The sequence below is a fragment of the Gemmatimonadota bacterium genome (genome assembly GCA_039715185.1).
GTDB lineage: Bacteria > Gemmatimonadota > Gemmatimonadetes > Longimicrobiales > RSA9 > DATHRK01.
On the sequence record JBDLIA010000048.1, the window covers coordinates 1 to 24125 of the forward strand.

At 70.6% G+C, this 24125-nt stretch carries 24 protein-coding genes; 8 read left to right on the forward strand and 16 right to left on the reverse strand.

Going from position 1 to position 24125, the window contains the following annotated elements; genetic code table 11:
- The 12 genes from ABFS34_10060 to ABFS34_10115 form a co-directional block, all read right to left on the reverse strand.
- On the reverse strand, positions 1 to 426 hold a 426-nt coding region (locus ABFS34_10060), incomplete at its 3' end, for a DivIVA domain-containing protein (GenBank protein ID MEN8375779.1).
- Positions 423 to 1139: a YggS family pyridoxal phosphate-dependent enzyme gene (locus ABFS34_10065; GenBank protein MEN8375780.1), complete on the reverse strand. Its 717-nt coding sequence runs from the start codon at positions 1137 to 1139 to the stop codon at positions 423 to 425. The genes ABFS34_10060 and ABFS34_10065, both read right to left, overlap by 4 nt.
- A gap of 154 nt (positions 1140 to 1293) precedes the next feature.
- A complete protein-coding gene (locus ABFS34_10070; protein ID MEN8375781.1) occupies positions 1294 to 1962 on the reverse strand; it encodes an energy transducer TonB in 669 nt (222 codons plus the stop codon).
- A 4-nt stretch (positions 1963 to 1966) separates the two neighbouring features.
- On the reverse strand, positions 1967 to 2395 hold the full coding sequence (locus tag ABFS34_10075; GenBank protein MEN8375782.1) for a biopolymer transporter ExbD: 429 nt from the start codon (positions 2393 to 2395) through the stop codon (positions 1967 to 1969).
- 19 nt (positions 2396 to 2414) lie between these two features.
- Positions 2415 to 2837, reverse strand: coding sequence for a biopolymer transporter ExbD (locus tag ABFS34_10080; protein ID MEN8375783.1), 423 nt, complete (start codon positions 2835 to 2837; stop codon positions 2415 to 2417).
- 48 nt (positions 2838 to 2885) lie between these two features.
- Positions 2886 to 3638, reverse strand: a complete 753-nt coding sequence (locus ABFS34_10085) for a MotA/TolQ/ExbB proton channel family protein (GenBank protein MEN8375784.1) — start codon at positions 3636 to 3638, stop codon at positions 2886 to 2888.
- Between the two features lie 115 nt (positions 3639 to 3753).
- A complete protein-coding gene (gene cdaA / locus ABFS34_10090) occupies positions 3754 to 4530 on the reverse strand; it encodes a diadenylate cyclase CdaA (protein ID MEN8375785.1) in 777 nt (258 codons plus the stop codon).
- An 18-nt stretch (positions 4531 to 4548) separates the two neighbouring features.
- A complete protein-coding gene (gene folP / locus ABFS34_10095; GenBank protein ID MEN8375786.1) occupies positions 4549 to 5385 on the reverse strand; it encodes a dihydropteroate synthase in 837 nt (278 codons plus the stop codon).
- Positions 5386 to 5488: 103 nt separating this feature from the next.
- Entirely contained in the window at positions 5489 to 7498 is a 2010-nt protein-coding gene (gene ftsH, locus ABFS34_10100; GenBank protein MEN8375787.1) for an ATP-dependent zinc metalloprotease FtsH, read from the reverse strand.
- Positions 7499 to 7531: 33 nt separating this feature from the next.
- Complete coding sequence (gene hpt / locus ABFS34_10105; GenBank protein ID MEN8375788.1) at positions 7532 to 8083, reverse strand: hypoxanthine phosphoribosyltransferase; 552 nt, start codon at positions 8081 to 8083, stop codon at positions 7532 to 7534.
- A complete protein-coding gene (gene tilS / locus ABFS34_10110) occupies positions 8067 to 9473 on the reverse strand; it encodes a tRNA lysidine(34) synthetase TilS (GenBank protein MEN8375789.1) in 1407 nt (468 codons plus the stop codon). Before tilS ends, hpt begins: the two co-directional genes overlap by 17 nt.
- Before the next feature lie 3 nt (positions 9474 to 9476).
- A complete protein-coding gene (locus tag ABFS34_10115; protein MEN8375790.1) occupies positions 9477 to 10370 on the reverse strand; it encodes a glycerophosphodiester phosphodiesterase in 894 nt (297 codons plus the stop codon).
- A 104-nt stretch (positions 10371 to 10474) separates the two neighbouring features.
- Between ABFS34_10115 and ABFS34_10120 the strand changes: the two genes are divergently transcribed.
- The 3 genes from ABFS34_10120 (at position 10475) to ABFS34_10130 (ending at position 12538) form a co-directional block, all read left to right on the forward strand.
- The gene (locus ABFS34_10120) at positions 10475 to 10909 is read left to right on the forward strand and encodes an Rrf2 family transcriptional regulator (GenBank protein MEN8375791.1); all 435 of its coding nucleotides are present in this window, start codon (positions 10475 to 10477) and stop codon (positions 10907 to 10909) included.
- 166 nt (positions 10910 to 11075) lie between these two features.
- A complete protein-coding gene (locus tag ABFS34_10125; protein MEN8375792.1) occupies positions 11076 to 12116 on the forward strand; it encodes a cupredoxin family copper-binding protein in 1041 nt (346 codons plus the stop codon).
- On the forward strand, positions 12113 to 12538 hold the full coding sequence (locus tag ABFS34_10130) for a plastocyanin/azurin family copper-binding protein (protein MEN8375793.1): 426 nt from the start codon (positions 12113 to 12115) through the stop codon (positions 12536 to 12538). The genes ABFS34_10125 and ABFS34_10130 overlap by 4 nt, the downstream gene beginning before the upstream one ends.
- 46 nt (positions 12539 to 12584) lie before the next feature.
- On the opposite strand, the gene ABFS34_10135 is transcribed toward ABFS34_10130, so the two are convergent.
- Both ABFS34_10135 and ABFS34_10140 read right to left on the reverse strand, forming a co-directional pair.
- A complete protein-coding gene (locus ABFS34_10135; GenBank protein ID MEN8375794.1) occupies positions 12585 to 13613 on the reverse strand; it encodes a hypothetical protein in 1029 nt (342 codons plus the stop codon).
- 19 nt (positions 13614 to 13632) lie between these two features.
- Positions 13633 to 15408, reverse strand: coding sequence for a hypothetical protein (locus tag ABFS34_10140; protein MEN8375795.1), 1776 nt, complete (start codon positions 15406 to 15408; stop codon positions 13633 to 13635).
- A gap of 219 nt (positions 15409 to 15627) precedes the next feature.
- Here ABFS34_10140 and ABFS34_10145 point away from each other — a divergent pair, with 219 nt between their 5' ends.
- From ABFS34_10145 to ABFS34_10155, 3 genes are read left to right on the forward strand one after another with little or no spacing between them, the layout of a single operon-like run.
- Positions 15628 to 16488: a cyanophycinase gene (locus ABFS34_10145; protein ID MEN8375796.1), complete on the forward strand. Its 861-nt coding sequence runs from the start codon at positions 15628 to 15630 to the stop codon at positions 16486 to 16488.
- Between the two features lie 27 nt (positions 16489 to 16515).
- Positions 16516 to 19323, forward strand: a complete 2808-nt coding sequence (gene cphA, locus ABFS34_10150) for a cyanophycin synthetase (GenBank protein ID MEN8375797.1) — start codon at positions 16516 to 16518, stop codon at positions 19321 to 19323.
- Positions 19323 to 20162, forward strand: a complete 840-nt coding sequence (locus ABFS34_10155; GenBank protein MEN8375798.1) for an HD domain-containing protein — start codon at positions 19323 to 19325, stop codon at positions 20160 to 20162. The genes cphA and ABFS34_10155 overlap by 1 nt, the downstream gene beginning before the upstream one ends.
- Here the strand turns inward: ABFS34_10155 and ABFS34_10160 are convergent, their stop codons facing one another.
- Positions 20163 to 21200, reverse strand: a complete 1038-nt coding sequence (locus tag ABFS34_10160; protein MEN8375799.1) for a hypothetical protein — start codon at positions 21198 to 21200, stop codon at positions 20163 to 20165. It lies immediately after the preceding gene.
- 108 nt (positions 21201 to 21308) lie between these two features.
- Between ABFS34_10160 and ABFS34_10165 the strand changes: the two genes are divergently transcribed.
- Positions 21309 to 21578: a hypothetical protein gene (locus tag ABFS34_10165; protein ID MEN8375800.1), complete on the forward strand. Its 270-nt coding sequence runs from the start codon at positions 21309 to 21311 to the stop codon at positions 21576 to 21578.
- Positions 21579 to 21582: 4 nt separating this feature from the next.
- On the opposite strand, the gene ABFS34_10170 is transcribed toward ABFS34_10165, so the two are convergent.
- On the reverse strand, positions 21583 to 22128 hold the full coding sequence (locus ABFS34_10170; protein MEN8375801.1) for a peroxidase-related enzyme: 546 nt from the start codon (positions 22126 to 22128) through the stop codon (positions 21583 to 21585).
- Positions 22129 to 22247: 119 nt separating this feature from the next.
- On the opposite strand from ABFS34_10170, the gene ABFS34_10175 reads away from it, so the two are divergent.
- Positions 22248 to 24083 carry a DNA mismatch repair protein MutS gene (locus ABFS34_10175; protein ID MEN8375802.1) on the forward strand — a complete coding sequence of 612 codons (1836 nt, stop codon included), beginning with the start codon at positions 22248 to 22250 and terminating at the stop codon, positions 24081 to 24083.
- The last annotated feature ends 42 nt before the right edge of the window (positions 24084 to 24125 follow it).

A 24125-nucleotide genomic window follows, 5' to 3' on the forward strand; every position in this document is an offset into this window, starting at 1 on the left:
CTCGCGCTCCAGCATCGTGCGGTATCCCTCCACCAGTTGACGCTGGCGCGCGCGCAGCCGCCGCAGCGTCTCCTCCTCCTTCTCGATGGCGCGCATGGCTTCATCGCGCACCCGCTCCGCCTCGTGCTCCGCCTCGCGCCGCATCAGAGAGGCTTCCTTGGTAGCCTGCTCCCGGACTTCCTCTCGCATCTGCTGCGCGCTCACGAGTGCCTCGGTGAGCGCCTTCTCGCGGTCCTTGTACTCGCCGGCGCTGGACCGGAGCTCGGCTATTTCCTCGCCCAGTCGCCGATTGTCCTTGACGAGGGCCTCGAGCCGATCGGCCACCAGGTCGAGAAAATCGTCGACGTGGCCGGGCTCGTAACCCCTCAGCCCCTTCGGAAAGTCCGCCTTCTTCTGTCGTACCTCGAGCGGTGTCAGGTCGATCATAGTCCACGCTCCCCCAGCAGTACCGTCCCCAATCGCACCATGGTGCTCCCCTCCTCCACGGCCACTTCGTAATCCAGCGACATCCCCATCGACAGGTGGCGCGGTTCGAACGCCCCCACCCCCCCCGCGCACTCGTCGAAGATCTCTCTGGCGCGCCGAAACGTCTCGCGCACCGGCCTCTCATCCTCGATCAGAGGCGCCATCGTCATTAGGCCGGTGATGCGCAGTCCGGGCAACTCGCTGATCCGGCCTATCTCCTCTACGTGGTCCGAAGGGATGCCGCCCTTGGCTTGCTCCCCGGACACGTTGACCTGCACCAATCCCTGCACGGCACGCCCGCTGCGGCCCGCTTCGCGGGACAGCTCCTCCGCCAGCCGGCGCGAGTCTATCGAGTGGATCAGCGAGAATAGGGGCACCGCCCGGCGCACCTTGTTGCGCTGCAGGTGACCAATGAGGTGCCATTCGGCGGGACCCGGCGCACCCATCGACTCCAACCGGGCGACCTTGTCGGCGAGCTCCTGCACGCGGTTCTCGCCGCACGAGCGGACTCCCTCGGCGGCGACCGCCAGGGCAGCGTCCAGCGGGTGACCCTTGGTCACCGCCACGAGCGCCACGTCCTGGCCCCGACCACCACGCTCGCGGGCCCGTCCGATGCGCTCTCGGACCTCCGGCAAGGCGATCCGCAGTCGCTCTCGGTACCCTTCGATGTCCACGTCCCTCCCCCACACATCCCCCCGGTGCGATCTGCTCTATTCTAGCGCCGCCGAGCCCTCCGTGCAGCGTTACCGTTCAGGCAACGAGACGGGGGACCGGCGCCGCCGGTCCCCCGTTCGCGCCTGCGCGCGTGCCAGGTCGTCCGCGTCGCCGTCAGTTCACGGTGAACGTAATCGGAATCGACACCCACACGCTGACCTTCTGATCTCGGTTCAGCGCCGGGCTGAACTGCATGAGGTCGGCTACCCGGAGCGCCGCCTCGTCCAACTGCTTCTGGCCGCTCGACTTGTTTACCTGAGTGCGCTGCACCCTGCCGCCTTCGTCGATGAAGAACCAGACATTGGTGGTCCCGCCGATGCCGGCGTCTTTGAGCATGGGCGGATAGTACCTCTTCAGGGCGCGCGTCACGTCACCCCGGTTCTTCAGTTCTGGCGCCACCTCGAACGGCGTGTACACCGGCGCGTCCGAGATGTCGCCCTCACCCGGGCTGGGCGGGGGCGGCAGGTTCTCGATCGGGTTCATCTCGAACGTCGTCGGCGCGATCGTGATGTCCTCGTCGATCGACACGTCGGAGATCACCGGCGTGGCCGGGCGCGCGATCTGCTCGGGCGGCGGCGGGATCTCGATCTCGGGCGGCAGATCGATCGCCTCGAGCTCCAGGCTGTCGAAGGCCACGTTGGCGGCCTCGGCCGCCGGCCAGAACATGAACATCGCGAAATGGATGATCACCGCGGCCGCCAGCGAGCCCCAGAACAAGGGGGGGAAGCCTTCCTTGAAGCGATCGTTTGCCGTCCGCCGGCTGGCGGTAATGCCCTCCGTCATTGCTCTACCTCCGCGCGCGCGCCATGCGTTGCTCGAGGTTCGTGTAGAACGTCACGCGAACCGTGCCTGCGTTCTGCAACTGCTCCTGCAGTGCGTTCATGATCCGATACGGTACGTCGCGATCCGCGCGCAGCACCGGCACGAGCCGCTGATCGGACTCGATGTAGAGCCCGTTGACCACGGGGGCCACGCCCTCCATGGGGAGCAGCTGGTCGTTGATCCAGACGTCGCCGCTTTGCTCCACCCAGATGTGCAGGATGTCCTTGCGCGACTCATCCAGCTTCTGCGTGGCCTCCGCCTCCGGAAACTCGACGTCCCTGGCCTGCTCCTTCCGGAAGACCGTGCTGACCATGAAGAAGATCAGCAGCAGGAAGGCCATGTCCGCCAGGGAGGACGAGGGAATCTCGCTCGAGGCCTTGGACTTTCGTTCCAACCCACCTTGCATCATGGCGTTACTGATCCAGTATCTGGAGGGAGATACGCTCCGCGCCGGCCGCCTGTAGCTGGTCCAGCACGTCGATCATGTAGCGGTACGATGCCTCCGGATGCGTCTTCACGGCGGCGATCAGATTCTCGTTGCGGGAGAACTCCTGGCGCCAGATCGCGGAAATCTGACCGGAACGAACCGGCTGGACCTGCGGGCTCTCGCCACGCTTGACCTGGACGATCCCGTCCGGCTGCACCGTCAGGTGGAGCACGTTCTTCTGGGAAACCTCCACCTCTTCGCTCTTTTCGGGCAGCACTATGCGCAGCCCCTTCTCCTCCTCGAAGACCGTCGTCACGAGGAAGAACACGAGCAAGAGGAAGGCGATGTCGGCCATCGACGATGTCGGAATGTCGCCGCCCGGCCGCTTCTTCTTCTTCAGGATTGCCATATCTCGGTCTCCAGGGGGGCCGCTGCCCCGCCGCGCCTCACCGTGTTCTTAAAAGTCCCGCGTGTCGGAAGTTCCCTCGCCGCCCGTCGCCGGCCCCACCGAGGGCGGAGGCGGCGCCGCCGGGGCGGCCGCGAAGGACGCGCCGCCCGCCGGCGCGGGCACGGCGCCGTACTCGCCCCAGATGATCTTGAGCACTGCGCCCGTGCCCTCCTCCATGTCCAGAATGAGCTTGTCGATGCGGCTCACGAACCAGTTGTAGGAGACGTTGATCGGGATCGCGATGACGAGGCCGGCGGCGGTGGTGATGAGCGCGATCTTGATGCCACCGGCGACCAGAGACGCCTCCACCTGGCCGGCCAATTCGATGGCGCCGAAGGCTCCGATCATGCCTATGACCGTGCCCAGGAAGCCGAGCAGCGGCGCGATGTTGGCCAGCGTCGCGAGCAACGTCAGCCCGCGCTCCAGGAAGCCCAGCTCGATCCGGCCCGTGGTCCTGATCGCGTTCTCGATTTCGTGCGTGTCCGCGCCCACGCCCAACAGGCGGCGCAGGCCCGAGACGAGGATCGCGGCCACGGGACCCGGCGTTTCCTCGGCGACCTTCACGGCCTCGTGGAACTGGCCCTGGGTGCCCAGCGTCTCGACTCGTTCCAGCAACTCGCGGGAGCGGGCATGCGCGGTCCACAGCGTGTAGCCCTTGGCGATGATCACGCCGAGGGCGATCAGAGAGCACAACAGAAGCGGGTACATCATGAACCCGCCGTCGGCGAACAGGGTCAGCAGGTTGTACTCGTTGTCCTGCACGGAACGTCCCCCGGCTTCGGGTCTGTGCGCGCTAGGAGCGCAGAGGATCGGGCAATGTAGGCGCCGCCCATAGGGCGGTCAACGCGCCTTATGGCGTCCCATCGCCCGGTCGGATCTACCCGGCGTGGACCAGCGTGATCCCCACCAACTCGTTGCGCAGTCGCTCGGACGACACGTTGCGTTCCAGGATGCCGCGGCGCGCGAGAGACACCTGGGACGTCTCCTCGCTGACCACCACGACGATGGCGTCGGTCTCTTCGGAGAGGCCGATGGCGGCCCGGTGGCGCGTCCCCAGGGTGCGGTCGCTGACCGGGTACTGCGTCAGCGGAAGCACCACTCCCGCGGCCATGACCGTGTCCCCCGCGATCAGCACGGCGCCGTCGTGGAGGGGGGCGGAGGGCGCAAAGATGCTCTCCAACAGCTCCGCCTTCACCCGGGCCTGGACCCTGGTCCCTGAATCCGCGTACTCCTCCAGCCCCATGTCCCGCTGGATGGCGATGATGGCGCCCACGTGCGAGCGGCTCAGCCTGCTGGCCGCCTCTACCACTTCCTCGACGACCTGCGTCACCTCCATGCGGTTGAAGATGCGCAGCATGCGGTTCTGTCCCAGCCGCGCCAGCGTGCTGCGCAACTCGGGCTGGAAGACGATCAGCGCGGCGAACGCACCGTACTCGAAGACCTTCTCCATGATGTAGCGGATCAGGCTCAGGTCCAGGACCCGCGAGAAGAAGTATACGCCCGCCAGTACGAGCAGGCCGGACAGCATCTGGAGCGCCCGCGTGCGCGCCAGAAGGCGCAGCACGTAGTAGAACACCAGCGCCACGAACACGATCTGGGCCAGATCCCAGAATCCCGGCACCAGAAATTCGTAGCGCTCCAGTAACTCAGGCACGGCTCCCGTCCCCCTCGCTCACAGGTCGGTCCTATCGACCAGCGCCGCGGCGACGTCCAGCGCCCGCCGGGCCTCCGCCACGTCGTGCACCCGCAAGATGCGGGCGCCACGCTGATACGCCACCACGCAGGCGGCTATGGTCCCGGGCAAACGCAGCTCCGGCGGCAAACCTCCGGCCAGCTCGCCCACGAAGCGCTTGCGGCTGGGGCCCACCACGACCGCGTGTCCGAGCGCCGCGAACCGCTCCAGCTCCCGCAGTACGGCGACGCTGTGCGCGGTGGTCTTGGAGAAGCCCAGCCCGGGGTCCAGCGCGATGGCGTCCGCGGGCACCCCGCGCCCGCGGGCTTCCGCCAGGGAAACCGCGAGCTCTTCAATGACCTCGCCGACGACGTCGGGCCCGTAGGCGGCCAGCTCGTAGGTGGCCATGTCCGCCACCGCCCCGCGCGAGTGCATGAGGATCAGCCCGGCGCCCGCGTCCCGGACGGCGTCCGCCACTGTCGGGTCCAGGCGCAGGCCGGAGACATCGTTCACCGCCGCGGCCCCCGCCTCGAGCGCCGCCCGAGCCGTCTCGCCCTTCACCGTGTCCACCGACACGTGCACGCCCGGGAAGCGCCTCACCAACGCCTCCACGACCGGAACCACCCGCCGGCGCTCCTCGCCGGGCGACACCGGCTCCGCCCCGGGGCGCGTGGATTCGCCGCCCACGTCCAGGATCGCCGCGCCGCCCTCGAGCATGGCTTCGGCCTGGCGCAACGCACCCTCGGGCCCCTCGGACCGGCTCTGATGCCAGAACGAGTCGGGGGTTGTGTTCAGGACGCCCATCAGCACCGGGCGATCCAGCGCGATGCCGCCCACCGCGGTTCTCCAGACCGATGCGCGACGGGGACCGGCGGGCGTCTGCCCACCGGTCCCCGCCCCGGCCGGTCGCGTCAAGGCCTGCGGTTCGGCCACGCGCGGGTCAGGGGGACCGCAGCCGCGCGCGCAGCGCCGGCGCCGGCACGATGTCTCCATCGGCCGTTCCGGGGCGGGTTTCGGGCGCTGGCCGAGCGGCGGCGCTCGCCTCGGGCGGCGCCGCTTGCGGCGGCGGCGGCGGCGCCAGCAGTGGCAACTCCTTGCCCTCTTCCAGGAGCTTGATTTCCTCCGCGTCCAGCGTCTCCCGCTCCAGGAGGGCCTGCGCCAGCTTCTCCAGCAGATCCTCGTGCTCCCGCACCGTCTTCGCCGCCTCCGTGTACGCCTCGTCCAGCAGCCGCTTGACCTCGCCGTCCACGAGCTTGGCGGTGGACGCCGAGACGGTCGTGCGGTGTCCCAGCTCGCGCCCCAGGAACACCTCCTGCTCGGACTCGCCCACGGCCATGGGGCCGACCTTCTCGCTCATGCCGTACTGGGTGACCATGCGGCGCGCGAGGCGCGTGGCGCGCTCGATGTCGTTGCCCGCGCCGGTCGTGATCTTGTCCGGGCCGAAGGTCATCTCCTCGGCCGCCCGACCGCCGTAGAGCATGGCGAGCTGCGCGACCATGTAGTCCTTCGGGTACGTGTGCCGATCCTCCTCGGGCAGCGAAGCGGTGATGCCCAGCGCCCTGCCGCGCGGCACGATCGTGACCTTGTGGAGCGGATCCAGACCGGGGATGCGCAGCGCGACCACCGCGTGTCCGGCCTCGTGGTACGCGGTCAGCTTCCGCTCGGCATCGGACAGCACCATGCTCTTGCGCTCGGCGCCCAGCATGATCTTGTCCTTGGCCTCTTCCAGGTCCTCCATGATCACCCGATCGCGATCGCGCCGGGCCGCCAGCAGGGCGGCCTCGTTGACGAGGTTCTCCAGATCGGCGCCGCTCATGCCGGGCGTTCCGCGGGCCAGCGTTTCCACCACCACGTCCTCGGCCAGCGGGATCTTGCGGAGGTGCACCCGCAGAATCCCCTCCCTTCCCTTCACGTCCGGCAGGTCCACGACGATCTGGCGATCGAACCGCCCCGGCCGCAGCAGCGCCGGATCGAGCACGTCGGGGCGGTTGGTGGCGGCGACGAGGATGACGCCCTCGTTGGACTCGAAGCCGTCCATCTCGACGAGAAGCTGGTTCAGCGTCTGCTCGCGCTCGTCGTGACCCCCTCCCAGCCCCGCGCCCCGGTGCCTCCCCACCGCGTCGATCTCGTCGATGAAGATGATGCACGGCGCGTGCGCCTTGCCCTGCTCGAAGAGGTCGCGCACCCGCGAGGCGCCGACGCCGACGAACATCTCGACGAAGTCGGATCCCGACATGGAGAAGAACGGGCGTCCGGCCTCCCCGGCGATGGCCCGAGCCAGCAGCGTCTTGCCGGTGCCGGGGGGCCCCACCAGGAGAGCTCCCTTGGGCAGGCGGCCACCCAGTCGGCTGAATTTCTTGGGGTCCTTCAGGAACTCGATGATCTCCTCGAGCTCCTCCTTGGCCTCGTCGGCTCCGGCCACATCCTGGAAGGTCACCTTGGGCGTGTCGCCCGTCAGGAGGCGCGCCTTCGACTTGCCGAATTGAAACGCCTTCGAACCGCCGGCCTGCATCTGCCTGACGAGGAAGATCCACAGCGCGATGATGAAGATCCAGGGCAGCAGATTGATCGCCCAGGCCCACCAGTTCTCGGGCGCCTCTGCCGCGGAGATCCCCACCCCGCGCGCCTCCAACTCCTTCAGCAGCTCTTCATCGTTTTCGATGGGGAGCCGGGCGAAGAACTTGCCGACGGCGTCGCCCTCGATCTGGGTCGTGCCCCGCAGCTCGCCCTCCAGGCGGCGGCCCTCGATGAAGGTCACCTCCCGGATGTTGTCTCGCTCGAGCTGTGCGGAGAACTGCGTATAAGTCAGCTCGGCCGCCTCTTCCTCTCGCGGGCCGACGACGTTGATCAAGAACGCCGGTACCAGCAGTACGAGCAGCCAGAACGACAATGTCCGGGACAGGCGCCCAAACCTGGGGCCCTTCGGTCCGGAACCTTCGCGTTCGCTCATCTGGTCTCCATCCGCCAACCGTCCCGGCGGCGCCTACAACGCCGCGATGAAGGGCAGGTTGCGGTAATTTTCGCTGTGGTCGAGACCGTACCCGATCAGGAACTCGGGCGGCGGCTCGAATCCTACCCAGCGCGCCTCCTTGCTCAGCGACACCAGGCGCTTGTGAAGCAGCGCGCACAACTCCAGCGACAGCGGGTTGCGCGCCTCCAGCAGCGGCATGATGCGCTCCAGCGTATTGCCGCTGTCGACGATGTCCTCGACCACGAGGACGTGCTTCCCCTCGAAGTCGGCCTCCGGATCGTATACGAGTCTGACGTTGCCACTGCTCACCGTACCCGAGCCGTAGCTCGCCGCGACCAGGAAATCGACCATCAGCGGACGCCGAATCTGGCGCACCAGATCCGCCAGGAAGACGAACGATCCTTTGAGCAAGCCCAGTACCAGCAACTCCTCGCCCTCCGGATAGTGCTCGGCGATGGCGCGACCCATGGCGGCGACGCGTTCGCGGATCTCCTCCTCGGAGTACACGATCCGGCGGATCCCGGCTCCGCCGGTCATGGCAGCGTGCTCAGTCGTCTCGTTCATCCCATACCCGGACGTTCAGGACAGGTTCTCCCTCGCGGGGCGCGGTACCTTCAGCCTGCACGACGCCCGGCACCCACAGCGGCTCGCCGTCGCGATCCACCAGAACGGCGACTGCGGCGCGTTGCGAACGCGGGATACGGCGCTCGGCGAGCAGCTTGGCCACGCGCTTGTGGCCGTACGGCATGCGCACGCGATCGCCCGGGCGCGTGGGCCGCAGCGTGAGCGGAAACGCGAGCCTGGGGGCGGCGAAGCGTCCGCGCGTCTGGCCGGCTCCCCCTTCGGCGAACCTCGCGGCGCTCGCGTCAGCGCCGGCGACCGACTCGCCGCCCTCCCAGGCGACGCGAATCTGAGCGCCGCCCAACTCCAGCGACGCGGCGCCGGGCTTCTCGCTGACAATGGACGCCTCGGTGGGGCCCGGCGCGCGCGGCGCCGGTCGTACGCTGAGGCGGAAGTGGTCGAACTCCCTCTCCAGCCGAACGCCCCCGCCCAGGTCAACCCCCTTGCCGCTCACCGCCTCCACCAGAAACGCGTCGGCCAGCGCGGAGGCCGTCCGCCTCACGCGGGCGCCCAGTCGCCCGGCGAGCCGCCGGACGAGCCGCCGCCGCACGGCGCGATCATAGGAACACACGATGGGGCGAGCAAGCAGGAAAAAGCCCGCTCCCTCGTGCACGACCGCGTCGCGTTCCAGCTTGCCCAGGACGCTACTCCACGCGCGCTCATCGGCGGCCGCGAGTCGCCCGAGCCGGGCCAGCGACTCGGAGGCGCCGGGCACGGCCCGTTCGATCGCGGGCAGCACCTCGAGGCGCAGCACGTTGCGAACGCGATCGGGATCCAGGTTGGTGCGATCCTCGCGCCAGGTCAGTCTGCCTGCGCGCGCGTACGCCGTGATCTCCGCGCGCGTGAACGGCAGCAGGGGCCGCCACACGCGCTTCGTCCGGGATCGAATCCCACCCAGCCCGGCGGGCCCCGAACCGCGCACCGCCCTGAACAACACGGTCTCGGCCTGGTCGTCCCGGTGATGACCCGTCGCAACCAGCGCTCCCCCGAGTTCCTCGGCCACCGCGTAGAGGTGCCGGTACCGCGCCAGGCGCGCCTCTTCCTCGTTGCCAGGCGCCACCTCCAGCGATCGCACTTCGAGGGGAACGCTCCACGCGCGGCACAGGCCCGCCACCCAGGCAGCGTCGCGCGTGCTCTCGGGTCGCATGCGGTGATCCACGTGGATCGCGTGCAGGTCGGCGACGAGGTCTCGGGCCGCGAACCGGAGCAGGTGAAGGAGGGCCACCGAGTCGCGCCCGCCCGACACCGCCACCGCCACTGCCCGCCCGGGCGAGGGCCCGCCGGCCCGTGAGACGTGCGCGCGGAAGCGGTCGACCAGACCGGAAGCCGCCACGGATCAGCGCGCACCCGGCGGCGGCGGGCGCCCGACCACATCGGCCAGCACGCCGTACAGCACGTCGGGCCGGTCGGTGATGATTCCGTCCGCCCCCCAGTCCAGGAGTCGGCGCATGTCGGCGGCGTCGTTCACGGTCCACACGTACACCGCGAGACCGCGTTCGTGCAGCCCGCCGATGACCCCGGGCGTAAGGACCCTCAGCCCGCGATGCCGCTCGGGCAGGCACGCCACGTCGGCGGTCGGTCGCCAGAAGCGCCGCACGCCGAAGTGGTGCGCGGCGAAGAAGCGAACCGTGTCCTCGCGCGTGATCCCTGTCGGCCCCGGGTAGTCGTGCAGCGTCGCGCGATCGCTCGCGCTCTCCCCCGCCACGATCACGCGGTCGCTCGCGTCCGCGGCGCGGACCGCGTCCGCCAGCGGAGCCGCTGCCGCCGCCGTCTTGACGTCGACCAGTACGACGGTGGCGGGGAGCGCGGCGAGCAGCTCGCCGAAGGTGGGCACGCGCACGCCCTTGCCGCGAAACGGGAAGCCGTCGTCGGGCCCGGAAAAGTTGAAGCCCGCGTCCAACTCCCGCACCCGCGCGAGCGGCAGCTCGCCGATCGCGCCGCTGCCGTCTGTCGTGCGGTCTACGGTGGGGTCGTGCAGGAGCACGCAGGCTCCGTCGGCGGTGGCGTGGACATCCACCTCCACCACCTCGGCGCCCCACCGCTCCACCGCCTCGCGGCATCCCTCGATGGTGTTCTCGGGGGCCAGCCCGGCCGCTCCCCGGTGTCCCACGAGCAGGGGCGCCACGCGCAGCCGCGGGTGGCGTCGGATGGGCGGGTGCGCGAAACGGCGGTAGCCGGCGGCGGCGGCGGCCGCGCCGGCGAGAAAGCCGAATCTTCGAAATACTCCCATTGGGCGCGGCTCACGGTGGGCGGGGTGGAGCGTTCAACGATAGTCGGGGCTGCGACCCGCAGCCAGACGCTTGACACGCCCGGGGCTCTGCGAGATCGTCAAGGATGGCTATCTCCAGCTGTTTCGCGTTGGCCGCGCACGCGCTCGCGATCCTCGTCCGCGAGGGACCGAGCGGCACGACCAGCGACGCCATCGCCCAGAGCGCGAACACGCACCCCGCGCGCGTGCGCCGGGTCCTGTCGCCCCTCAGCCGCCAGGGCATCGTGCGTGGCAAGGAGGGGAGCGGAGGCGGCTACGTGCTGGCCCGCGACCCCGAATCGATCACGCTGGACGAGATCTTCCACGCCGTCGAATCGGGCCCGGTGTTCCCGCTCCACCCGCGATCGCCCAGCGACGACTGTCCGGTCGGCGCTACGATCATCCCGGTGCTCGAAGATCTGCAAGACGACGTCGAAAGCGCCGTACGGGGGGTTCTGGGCGAGCGAAACCTGGCCTGGTTCGTCGAGCGCGTGGCCAGCGCGGACGCCGTCGCGTCCTGACGCCGTAGGCGCTGGACAACCTCCACGGCCTGCCCGGTCGGCGGCCCGCCGATCGGCTCCGAAACCACACCGGGCCCGACGGTATTGGCAAGTGGTTCCGGTGACCCCGTCCTGGAGGCAATCGATGTTTCGCCGGCGTTCTAGCGGTCCAGGCATCGCCGTCTGCGTGGCCACGATACTCGCCGCTCTACCCGTGCCCGCTCGAGCGCAGTCGGTGCTCGAGCGCACGCCGAACCTGACCGGCGGCTGGACGGGTCCCGCGGAGGTCGCGCACTTCAACTTCCTGCACCGATTCACGGTGCTCGACGGGCCCGCCGAAAAGGTGCGCAGCTCGCCGACGTTTCTCGCGGCCTACGCTCCGGTTCGCGGTCTGATCCTCGGCACGCGCTACGCGACCAACTCTACGCTCGACCCCGAACTGCCGAACGAATGGGAGCCGTTCGCTCGCTGGGCGCCGTTGCGGACGGCCGATGGCGACCCCATGCAGGCCGCGCTGCAGCTCGCCTGGAACAGTTCCGCCTCCAGCGTTGACGGCGCCGTGGAGATGGCGCGCGCCGTGGGACCGCTGCGCGTGATAGGCGCCGCGCGCGCTTTCCAGGACGCGTTCGGCAGCGACGAGGGCGCGGTGGCGGTGGGCGGAGGCGCGGTGCTGGCGCTGGGACCCATCGCGCTGGCCGGCGACGTGATGCACACCCTGGACAACCCCGTGGACGCCGACGAAGTGGCCTGGGGCGCGGGCCTCCAGCTGCCTCTGCCCTACACCCCGCACACCGTCTCCCTGCAGGCTACCAACGCCAACACGGCCACGCTGCAGGGGGCCAGCCTGGGCACGGGCGAGACGCGCTACGGCTTCGAGTTCACGATCCCGCTCACGTTGCGACGCTACTTCGGGACGCGCGCGGCCGCCGCTCCCCCGCCGCCCGCGGGCGCGCTGGCCGCCACCGACACGGTGGAGGTCCGCATCGGCGGCGTGCGCTTCCAGACCGAGCGGCTGGAGGTGCGCCCCGGCACGCTGGTCAGGTGGGTGAACGATGACCCCGTCGCGCACACGGTCACGTTCGACGACCAGCCCTGGGACTCCGGCCTGGTTCAGCGCGGTCAGCAGTGGGAGTTCGTCTTCACCGAACCGGGCGAGTACGCCTACCACTGCGTTCCGCACCCGTTCATGCAGGCGGTCGTAATCGTCCGTCAGGAGGAAGGTCCATGAGCGCGCCAATGCGCCGACCCGGGCGAGCACGCGCGCGCGGCCGCGCCATGGCGGTGGCGGCCCTGGCTCTCGCTGCGTGCGTGTCCGAGCGCGCCGATCCCACGGACGTGGGGCCGATGGCCGACTGCGTGGTGCCGGTCGAGCTGGGCGGCGCGCTGGTGCCCATTCGCGACTTCCAGTTCGTGCCGGACACCATGCGGGTCGCGGCGGGGACCAGGGTGGCGTGGGTCAACTGCGACGCGGCGCCGATCGAGGAACACACCACGACCGCGGACGACGGACTGTGGGACTCCGGGCTCATGGACCAGCCGCTGGCGGGGGCGTCGGGCGGCTCGTTCGTGCGCGTCTTCGGGGACGCCGGAGCCTTCCCTTACCACTGCACGGTGCACCCCTTCATGCGGGGAGTGGTGCTGGTCGAGTGATGCGCCGGCGCGGGCCGCGCCCCGGGGTCGGTCGCGGCGCCAGGGTTCAGCGCGGCGGCGCGTAGGCCACGCCGAGCGTGTAGTACCCCGCGGCCACGCTCCACAGCACGCGGCCGCTCGCGAGATCCACGGCGAGCGCGCCCCCCGCGGAGTCCACCTCACCCTCGTAGGTCACGAACGCGGTGCCCGACGCGGCATCGACGTCGACTCCGTGAGGCCGCACGACGCCGAGCTCGACGCGGCGTATTTCCGCGAGCGGTTCGAGCTGGAGGATCGAGGCCGAGCCGTCGCCGCGGTTGGCCGTGACCAGCCGGCCGGAGCCCGCCTCGAAGGCGATCTGCGCCGGCCCCGCGCCCACCTGCGCGCGCCCGCGCTGCTCTCCGTCCACGCCCAGCAGAAGCACCTCGCCGCTGGCGGCGAGCGTGACCGCGACCAGGTCATCGCCCACCCAGGCCAGGTTCAGCGGTCGATACCGGGGGGCGCCCGCGGACCCGGGCTCCGGCCCCACGAAGGCCCGCGCCGATTCGCTCAGCGAGCCCGCCTCCAGGAACACCACCTCGTCGGAATGGGAGCAGGCCACCGCGACGACCCGGCCCGAAGGCGAGGGCCGCGCGTCGTGCGGCGCCGCGCACGGTCTCGCCCTGGCGTCTATGGTGAGTTCGTGCAGGCCCACCGCGATCACCTCGCCCGGCGCGCCGCGGGACCCGCGTTCGTAGTCGGCCACGTACCCGGTGCGGGAATCGGCGCTGACCGCGATCCGCGCCGCGCCGCTGGACTCGAGCGAGAGCCGTCCGACCAGCCGGTCCCCGGCGCGCTCGAACTTCCACAGCGTGGGATCTCCGTGCGCGAGCGTCGCGTAGACGTGGCGCCCGTCCGGGGCGACCGCCACGCCGTGCGGCTCGTCCAGCTCGCCCACGCGGCGGTCCAGGGAGAGCTCCGCGAGCCGCGAGCCGTCGCTCGCGTCCAGCACCACCACCGCGTCGCTGGCCCCGGAGGTGACGTACAGCGACCCCCGCGGCCCCGAACAGGCGGCGATCACGAGCGCCAGCGGCCAGACGCCCCACGACTCCTTCATGGACCGGTACGCGAAGAGGTCAGAAATCGGTGCTGAAGGAGAACAGGCCCTGGTTCATGTCCGAGACCCAGACCTCGCCGCCGTGTACCTGCGGCGCCCACGTGCACGTGGCGTCCGTGCTCCCCGGGCAGCCGCCGTCCGTGCCGTAGTCCAGGAAGGCGATCTCGCGCCCCTGCCGCTCCAGCGCGCCCAGCAGCTCCCCGCTCACGTCGACCGCTCGCAGGCCGTTGCTGTACCACGCCACGTACAGCACCCCCGCGGCCTCGTCGAGCCAGAAGTTGTGCGGCGTATCGCCGGGGACGCGCAGCGTCGCCACCCTGCGCGGCGCGCTCAGGTTGCTCACGTCCAGCACGTGCACGATGCCGGGCGTTGCGGTGTCCTCCTCGCCCACGAACAGGTAGCCCGCGGCCGGCCAGTACCACGCGTTGTGGGTCTGCCCGTCGAGCGTGATCCGGGACACCTCCACCGGCGCCGACGGCGATCCGCCGGACAGGCCGTTGCCCACGTCCAGGATCACCAGCCCGGCGTTCCAGTGGGACAGGAACGCGAAGCCGTCGCGCACTATCACGTCGTGCAGGAAGCTCGAGCCCGCGTAGAACTGCGAGACGATGGCCGGGTTGCCCGGGTCGGAGACGTCGACGATGCGCAGCCCGCTGGTGGGAGCCCCCCCGTCCACCACCACGTAGAGCTGGTTGCCGTCGATCCAGACGTTGTGCACGCCCGGCAGCAGGTCGGAGGGCTTGAAGCGGGCGATGATCGTGGGGTGATCGGGATCGGCGAGGTCGAGCAGCGTAACGCCGTTCTCGCCGTCCGAGGATGACTCGTGGGTGGCGACCGCGAGCGCGCCGTCAGCGCTGACCTTGACGTCGTTGACCACGCGCGCGTCGATGGTGATGGAGTCCGTCCGCGCCGGCGCCGCGGGGGAGGAAATGTTCCAGGCGAGGAGTTGGTTGCCGCCCGAGGTCGTGCCGTCCACGGTCCGGAACCCCCAGGTGCCCGAGTAGGCGTTCGCGCCGAACACCCACAGGTCGGACGAAAACCGCTCCGGCACGGGGCCGAGCCCCACCTGGGTGAAGGACCCGCTCAGGCCGCGCGGCTCCACCGCGATCTCGACCGTGTCCTCGACCGCGTCCACGCTGGCGATCACGCGGACCGTGCCGGGCTCGTACCCGACGACCTGCCCGCTCGCGTCGGCGAGGCCCGCGCCCAAGGGCTCCACCCGCCACGCCAGCGACGGGTCGGACACGGCGTCGCCCGCGGAATCGGTAACGACCGCCGAGAGCGCCGCCACGTCGCCCTGCACGAGCAGCGCCGGAGCGTTACCTATGACCACCGCGACGCCCCCCCCGGGCACCGCGGCGACGAGGAGATTCAGCCTGAGGGAGGCCACCTGCTCGCCGGCCAGGTGGGCGGTCACGTCCGCCTCGTAGGAACCGGGCGACGCGCCCTCCGGAAAGTCGACGCTGAACGCCACCGTCCGGCTCGCCCCGGCGTTGAGGGTGGCGATCTCTGCGTCCTGCAGGATCACGCTGGCCCCGAGCGCCGGCTGCTGCGCCCCGTCCCGGATCTGGCTGGCTCGCAGCTCCACCGGCCCCGCCGCGGCGTCGCCATCGTTGCGTAGCGTGAACTGCCCGGAGCGCTCGGACCCGATGCTGATCTCGGCCGTGGTGAAGCGAACGTCGGGCTCGCCCGCCGGAGGCGGCGGCGCGGTGCCATCGGAGCAGGCCGCGAACAGGCCCAGGCCAAGAGCCCAGAACGCGCTGCCAGAGCCCACCCTGGTAGGACGCTCCGCCATGTCATCCCCTCCGGTATGTTTTTGGAACGCGGCCGCACCACGCCGTGCGTCCGCATGCGTCGCCGGCGGCGGTTGCCAAGGCCGGTCGCCGCTGAGACGTTTCTCGCTTCGGATTCCGCCCCACCACCGTAGAGAACGACTTCGACGGCGCGCGTGGCGGCGCGGGTATAACCCACACTCGAATGGCGCGGTTCCATGGGCGGAGCCGCGAGGCGAAGGATGAACCCACCCCGGGACCACGACAACCCCCGGCGCGGCCATATCGTGCCGATCGGCGGCGCCGAGGAAAAGCTGCGCGACGCGGCCATTCTGAAGCGCTTCGTCGACCTCTGCGGAGGGGCCGACGCGCGCATCGCCGTCCTGCCGACGGCGTCGGAGCTGGCCGAAACGGGGCCCCGCTACGCGGAGCTCCTGGGCGAGCTCGGAGCGGGCGATGTATGGTCGCACCGGATCGATTCGCGCGAGCAGGCTGAAGCCGAAGGCCTGGCGCTCCGCGACGCGACGGGCGTGTTCCTGACCGGCGGCAATCAGCTTCGGCTCTCGACCACGATCGGCGGCACCGCCCTCGCAGCCACGTTGCGCAGCGCCAACGCGGCCGGCGTCCACATCGCCGGCACTTCGGCCGGGGCCGCCTTCCTGTGCGAGCACATGATCGCGTTCGGCCGCAGCGGCGCGATTCCGCGCGCGGACATGGTCACGCTCGCCCCCGGCCTGGGGCTCACCAACGCGGTCATCATCGACCAGCACTTCCGGCAACGCGACCGCCTGGGGCGCCTTCTCACGGCTCTAGCGTACAACCCGTTCGCGATCGGCCTCGGCCTGGACGAAAACACGGCGGCTTTCATCGACGCCGGCGACAGGCTCGAGGTCGTGGGCGGCGGCGGGCTCGCCGTCCTGGACCCCTCTGAGCTGGCGCACTCATCGATGGACTCGGCCAAGAAGCGGCAGCCTGTCTGCCTGATCGGGCTCCGCCTGCACGTCCTCACCGCAGGCGCCGCCTACGACGTGCGCGCCCGCGAGGCGTATGCGCCGGGCTCGTCCCACGCGGCCGACCACGCCAAGGCCGTTCGCCATGCGTAGGTCGACGGAGGGAGCGAACGCCCCCCGATGAGGATCCGCGACACCAACGTCTACGTGGGCCCGAGCCTGTTCGCGCATTTCCCGGTCATCCGCCACACGCTGGAGCTCGGCGAGTTGGAGGACTGGCCCACCGTCAAGCTGCCCGGGTCGTTCGTCGATAGCCTGCTCGAGACGCTGCCCGGCCTGCGCGCGCACGGCTGCTCGTACGGCGAGCCGGGCGGCTTCGTGCGGCGCATGACGGAGGACGAGGGCACCTGGCTGGGGCACGTGCTGGAGCACGTCGCCATCGAGCTGCAGAACGAAGCGGGCCTTCGCGTCACCTTCGGCAAGACCCGCTCGACCGATGAGCCGGGCGTCTACCACGTCGTCTACGAGTACGAGGAGCGGCGCGTCGGGCTGGCGGCGGGTGAGCTCGCGATCAAGCTGCTCCACTCGCTCTTGCCGCGGGATCTCCGACCAGCCGATTCGGTGCCGGCGGACTTCGACTTCGTGGAAGAGAAGGAGCGCCTCATCCGCTTCGCGCAACGCAGGGCATTCGGGCCCAGCACGTCCGCCCTCGTGCGCGCCGCCGAAGAAAGGGACATCCCGTGGCTGCGCCTGAACCCGTACAGCCTCGTTCAGTTCGGCCACGGTCGATACCAGCGGCGCATCCAGGCGACCGTCACGAGTGAGACGCGCCACATCGCGGTGGACATCGCCTCGGACAAGGAGCTTACCAACGAGATCCTGAGGGACCTGGGCCTGCCGGTGCCGCAGCAGCGGCCGGTGCACGGTCCCCGCGACGCGGCGCGCGCCGCCAGGCGCATCGGCTACCCCGTGGTGGTCAAGCCGCTCAACGCCAACCACGGGCGCGGCGTGTCCCTGAACCTCACCGACGACGAGCACGTGGAGGTCGCCTTCGCCAAGGCGCGCGAGCACTCGCGGACGGTGCTGGTGGAGACCTTCATCGACGGCCTGGACCACCGCCTCCTGGTCATCGACGGGGAGCTCATCGCGGCCGCCAAAAGGGTGCCCGGGCACGTGGTCGGGGACGGCCGCGGCACCATCGAGGAGCTCGTCGAGCTGGTGAACCAGGATCCCCGGCGAGGCATCGGCCACGAAAAAGTCCTCACCCGCATCGAGCTCGACCATCAGGCCCTGCGCCTGCTCGACCTCATGGGTTACACCCCCGCCACGGTGCCCGCCGAGGGCGAGACCGTCTACCTGCGCTCGACGGGCAACCTGTCCACCGGGGGCACGGCGGTGGACGTCACCGACGTCGTGCACCCGGACGTGCGCGACATGGCCGTTCGCGCGGCCGCTGCCGTCGGACTCGATGTAGCTGGCGTCGACTTTCTAACATCCGATGTTACAAAAAGTTACCATGAAATAGGTGGTGCGATTTGTGAAGTGAACGCGGCGCCGGGCTTCCGCATGCACACCGCCCCCACCGAGGGGTCGCCCCGCGACGTCGCCGGGCCCGTCATGGACATGCTCTTCCCGCCGGCTTCGCTGCGCCGAATCCCCATCGCCTCCATCACCGGCACCAACGGCAAGACGACCACCACGCGCATGCTCGCGCACCTGTTCAAGATGGCGGGCAGAAGGGTGGGGCTCGCGACCACGGACGGGGTCTACATGGACGGCGTACGCACCGTCGCTGGCGACATGACGGGGCCCACCTCCGCGCGCATGGTTCTGCGCGACCCCACGGTGGACGTCGCGGTGCTGGAGACTGCGCGCGGCGGCCTGCTGCGCGCCGGGATGGGGTACCGGAAGTGCGACGTGGGGGTGGTCCTGAACGTCGCCTCGGACCACCTGGGATTGAGGGGGGTCCAGACGCTGGAAGAGCTCGCCGAGGTCAAGCGCATCGTGGTGGAGGTCGCCACCGACGCCGCAGTGTTGAACGCCGACGACCCCCTCTGCCTGCGCATGGCGGCGCACACCGAGGCCAGCCACGTCTGCTACGTGACGGCGAACCCCGAGCACCAGCTCGTGGGCGAGCACATCCGCGCCGGCGGCCGAGCGGTGGTCCTGGAGAAGGGCATCAACGGCCACATGATCACCCTGTACGAGAACGGCGCGCACCTGCCCGTGCTGTGGACGCACCTGATCCCGGCCACGCTGGAGGGGCGCGCCATGCACAACGTGCAGAACGCCATGTGCGCCGCCGCGGCCGGCTATAGCATGGGCCTGGGGCTCGAGGACATACGCCACGGGCTGCGCACGTTCGATGCGTCGTTCTTCCAGGCCCCGGGGAGGACCAACGTCTTCGACGACCATCCCTTCAAGGTGATCCTGGACTACGGGCACAATCCCGCCGCCGTCCAGGCCATGTGCGACCTCGTGGGTCGCATCCCCACCGAGGGTCGCCGACTCGTCGTGCTGGCGGCGCCCGGTGACCGGCGCGACGAAGACATCCGCGAGATAGGGCGCATCGCGGCGGGCCGCTTCGATCACTACGTGTGCCGGCGCGACGACGCGCTGCGCGGACGCGGCCCCGAGGAGGTTCCCGCGATGCTGCGCGAGGAGCTGCTGGCGGCGGGCGTCGCGGACGAGGCCGTGGAGATCGTTCCGGACGAAGCCGCGGCGGTGCGGCACGCGCTGGAGCTCGCCCAGCCCGGCGACCTGCTGCTCGTCTTCGGCGACGCCGTGGCGCGTACGTGGACGCAGATCGTGCAGTTCGATCCCTCCGGAGCGGAGCGCCCCGCCGGCGCAGCGAAGTCCGTGCGGGCCGACGACTCCGATGATCTGCCCGTCGTGACGGACGCCGCGCAGGTTGCCGTCGACCTGGCGGACGCCGGCTGGATACGGGACGAGCGCGGCGTACTCCTGGCCCCCGAAGAGGCCGACTGATGCTGAACGACAAGGACTTCCTGGCGCCCCCGAGCGGCTCCGTGGCGGAGCGCTTCGAGCGCCGGCTGGCGATCTCGGTTCCGTCCCGCAACAACGCCAGGCTGGAGACGATACTGGAGGCCGCCAACCGCGACGACGAGCTCTACGCGCTGCTGCTGGCGGCCAACGTGAACTCCATGGAGCGCCTGGGCATGACGGACCACGGCCCGGTGCACGTGAAGATCGTCATGAACATCGCGCTCAAGCTCCTGCGGCTGCTCGCCGACCGCGGCGTGGTGCCGTCGATCTCGGTCAACTACGGGTTGGACCAGCGAGACGCGGAGGTCGTGGTCGCGCTCGCCGCCATGCTCCACGACGTGGGCATGTCGATCCACCGCTCGGACCACGAATCGTTCTCGCTGTTCATCGCCCACGACAAGCTGCGGACGCTCCTGTCCTCGGTGTACGACGTGCCCGAAGCGACCATCGTCCGGTCGGAGATCCTGCACGCGATCATCGCCCACCGGTCCGGCGCCAGGCCGCTCACCGTCGAGGCGGGGGTCGTGCGCATCGCGGACGCGCTGGACATGGCCAAGGGGCGGTCCCGCATCCCCTTCGAGGCCGGTTCGGTGAGCATCCACAGCGTGTCGGCGGCGGCGGTGGAGGAGGTGCTGATCGAGCCCGGCGAGGTGAAGCCCATACGACTCGTGATCAAGCTCTCGAACTCGGCGGGCGTGTTCCAGGTCGATCAACTCTTCAGGGAGAAGCTGAGGGGCAGCGGCCTGGAGGCGCACATGGAGGTCCACGTGGCGATCGAGGGCGAAACGGAACAGCGCCTCGTCCGCTCGTTCCAGCTCTGATCAGGGGGTCAGCTCTCCGTCGATGATCGCGGCGAGCTCCTCGGCCCGCCGCCACTGTCGCTCCAGCTCGGCGGCCTCGAGTTCCAGCCAGCGCGCTTCCACCGATTCGCCCAGAGCCATCTCCAGGGTCAACCGCTCGGCGCGCCCCATCTCGTCGAGACGGATCCCGCGCTCGCCCAGGGTCGATACCCACGCCCGCGCCGTGCCCGCGGACCCGATGTCCGTGGCCGCGCGCTCGATCTCGACCTCGCCCGCGCCACGGAAGTTGCTGTGTTGCAGATATCTACGTAGGAGTGCCTCCGCCGCGTCCCGCCCGAACGGGCGACCCCCAGCGCCCTCACCCGGGCTCGATGCGGCGGTGCGAGCGATCGGCTTCGTGAGTCCCCAGCGGCTCAGCCGGCATGGCCCGCACTCCCAGCGGAGGTCGATCGTGGCGTCCTTCCCGAGCGCGAGCCGAAGCGCGCCGGCCCGGGCAAAGGTGAGAACGTCGCACGCTCGTCCGCAGGAAACACACGTCTGGTCTCCGCGCCAGGCGTGGCGGCCGAGGGCCAGTCGTCGCGCGACCGGTTGCAGGAACGGGGGAACCCTATCGGCGACATCCCGATCCCGGTTCAGGACGTAGCTCAGCACGGTCAGGTGCGGGGCCGCCAAGGCGCTGAACGCGGCATTCCAGCGGGCGAGCTTGAGGTAGCGTCGGCGGCGGTCGCGCAGCCGCCGCCCGAAGCGCCACCAGGCCTGCTCCGCGCGCAGCGCCGAACCGACCCGGACCAGCCTCAGACCGGCCGCGTCCACCAGGCTTATGTTCGCGGTCGAGGCCAGCACCGTGCCCTCGTCCTTGACGGCCGCCTCGAGCGCCTCCAGCGCCTCCCACCGGCTTTCGAGCGGCACCAGGCTCCACCCGCCGCAGCGACCGCAGATCAGCCAGAGCCTGCCGTTGTCGGGTCCGTAGGCGGCCCCCTCTCCCGCCGGAAGAGCCTCCAGGCGACCTTCGGGAAACGGATGTCCGCAGCTCAAGCACAGCCGGAGCACGTGCACCACCGGGGCCGGAGTATCGTGAAACTGCTCTGGGGTGTACTCGTAAAAGAAATGTAGCCGCTCCGATCGGTACGGTCTCGACCGCGGCGGGGCAAACCCTGGGAGGGAGCAATGCTAGAACTGCTGATCGCGGGCGGGGCCACCGCCCTGAGCTATATCAAGACGCGCGACTTCACGCGCAATCGCCTCAAGTACGTGGACAAGGCGCAGAGCCGCACCGCGGCCATGGTGGCGGGCGGCGTGACCGCGCTCGCCGCCGCCCCGATCGTCGCCATCCTGCCGGTGGTCGGAGCGGTGACCGCGGTGGCGTTGGGCGGCGGCGTAGGGCTAGGCGTCTACCGGGGCCAGAGCGCGATCCGCCGACGCCTGCGCTCGCCCTGACGCGCTACCGCGACTCGTCCTCCAGCTCCACGCCCAGGCCGTCGGCGATGCGGTTGACGTAGCTGAAGTAGGCGACGACGCTCGCCACGTCGTGGATGGCGCGGTCGTCCAGCCCCACGACGCGCAGCGGCGCCAGGTCGCCCTCGTTCATTTCCCATGGGGTCGCGCCCAGCTTCTGCGCGTACTCCAGGATCGCGCGTAGCCGGTCGGGCACCTCCGCGGACCGCCAGTCCCGCCGAATCGCGCGCTCCAACTCGGGTGCTCCAGATGCCTTACGGAGCGCCGCCCCGTGGTGCTCGATTCAGTAGCGGCACTTGTTCATGACCGACACCACGACCGCTATCGCCTCCCTCTCCGTGCGGCTCAGCGGCGACTCTCCGAACATCAGGTTGCGGTAGAGCGCCAGGTGGTCCGCCAGCGCTTTCGGCGCAATGGAGTGGATCTTCAGGATGTTGTCGACGGGGCCACCGGCTGGGCCGACGGCGCGGGCGTAGGCGCGCGCGACGTCACCCTCCGCCTCGTCCTCCGGAATCATTCTGATCCAGGCCATGACTCGCTCGTTGCGGTGCGGCGCGACCGACGACCGGCGGCTCGCGCGTGGCGAAGCAACCGTGAAGGACACCCGGCGTCAAGGCGTAACCCTGCGACCTCCCCTACTATTTCGAGGACATGGACAGCGACCCCGGAGCCATCTACGCCGAACGGGCCCGACGCTTCGGCGCCGAAAGGGACCACGTAGCGGCGCGCGCGGCGTGGGCGTCGTACGCCCGCCTGGCCACGTTCGGGCTGGCGCTGGCCGGCGGCGTGTGGGCTGAGGAGACGCGCAGCCTGCTCGGCTTTGCGGCGCTCGCCGCGGGGCTCGTCGGGTTCGCCGCGGCGGTCGTCGTGCACCGCAAGCTGGAGGAGCGGGCGGCGTGGTCCGGCGCGCTCGCGGACCTCAACGCCCTCGGCCCCGCGCGGCTCGCCCGCCGCTGGGAGTCTCTCGAGCCGCGCCCCCCGGCCACCGACACCGTCCGCCACGCGTACGCCGACGACCTCGACGTCTTCGGCGAGGCCGGACTGAGCCAGATCCTGGGGCCCGTCGGGACCCCGGCGGGCAGGCGAATCCTGGAGGGCTGGCTGCTGGCGCCGGCGCGCTGGCGCGACGTGGAGAAGCGGCAGGCGGCGGTGGCGGAGCTTGCAGAGGCCCGGGACCTGCGCGACGCGGTCGCGGCGTACGGGCAGCGCGCCGGCCGGGTGGACCCCGCCGAGGTGGAGCCGCTGCTGGCGTGGGCCGAGGGCGGCCCGGCGGCCGGCCCCGGGCGCGGCGTGCTAGTCCTGGCGTGGGCCGTGCCCGCCTCGACCTGGCTGCTGGCCGGGCTGGACCTGGCGGGAGTGGTGGAGCGAGCCTGGTGGGCGTGGGGGCTGCTCGCGGCCGGGGCGCTCACCTTCGCCGGCCCGGGCGCCCGAGCGCGCGCGGCGTTCGTGCGCGCCTTCTCGCGCGAAGGCCTCTTCCGCGGCTTTCCGGAGCTCCTGCACGCGGTCGCCTCGGCCGAGCCGCGCGCGCCGGCCCTGAGAGACCTGGTGACCGGGTTACGCGTGGACGGCGTCGACCCGGCCCGCCGCATAGGGCGGCTGGGTCGGCTGATGCATCTGTCCGACCTGCGCCGTTCCGCGATGCTGTACGCGCCCATCCAGTTGATGACCCTCTGGGACCTCCACGTGCACGCCGCCATGGAGCGCTGGCGCGACGCGGTGGGACCGCGCCTGCGCGGCTGGCTGGAGGCCGCGGGGGAGTTCGAGGCGCTGTCGGCGCTGGCGACGCTGGCGCACGACCAGCCGGGTTGGGCGTACCCGCAACGCTCCGACGAACCCGTCCTCAGCGCCCGCGCGCTGGGCCATCCCCTGCTCGCCGATTCCGAGCGCGTGGTGAACGACGTGGCGGTGGGGCCGCCCGGCACCTTCCTGCACGTGACAGGCTCCAACATGTCGGGCAAGAGCACGCTGCTGCGCGCGATCGGACTCAACGCGGTGCTGGCCCAGGCGGGAGGCCCGGTGTGCGCGAGCGAGATGCGGCTCCCGCCCCTCGACGTGCGTACCAGCATCCGCGTGCGCGACTCGCTCGCCAGGGGCGTGTCCTACTTCATGGCGGAGCTGGAGCGTCTCAAGGCGGTGGTAGACGCCGCCGCGCAGGCCGAGCCCGGCCAGCGCGTGCTCTTCCTGCTCGATGAGATCCTGCAAGGCACCAACACCGCTGAGCGGCGGATCGCAGCCCGCCGGGTCCTGGATCACCTTCTGGAGGTGGGCGCGATCGGCGCGCTGACGACGCACGACCTGGAGCTCCTGGAGGACGCCCTGGAGGCCGCGGGCACCTCCGTCCACTTCCAGGAGACCGTGCTCGGAGAGGGCCCGGAGGCTGGCATGACCTTCGACTACAAGCTGCGACCGGGGATCGCGACCTCCACCAACGCGCTGGCGCTCATGCGCCTGGTGGGTCTGGATGGCCCCCCGGCCCGCGGCGACTAGGCGTCGTCTGGCCTAGTGTACCGTTGCAGAAGTCCCGTAGGC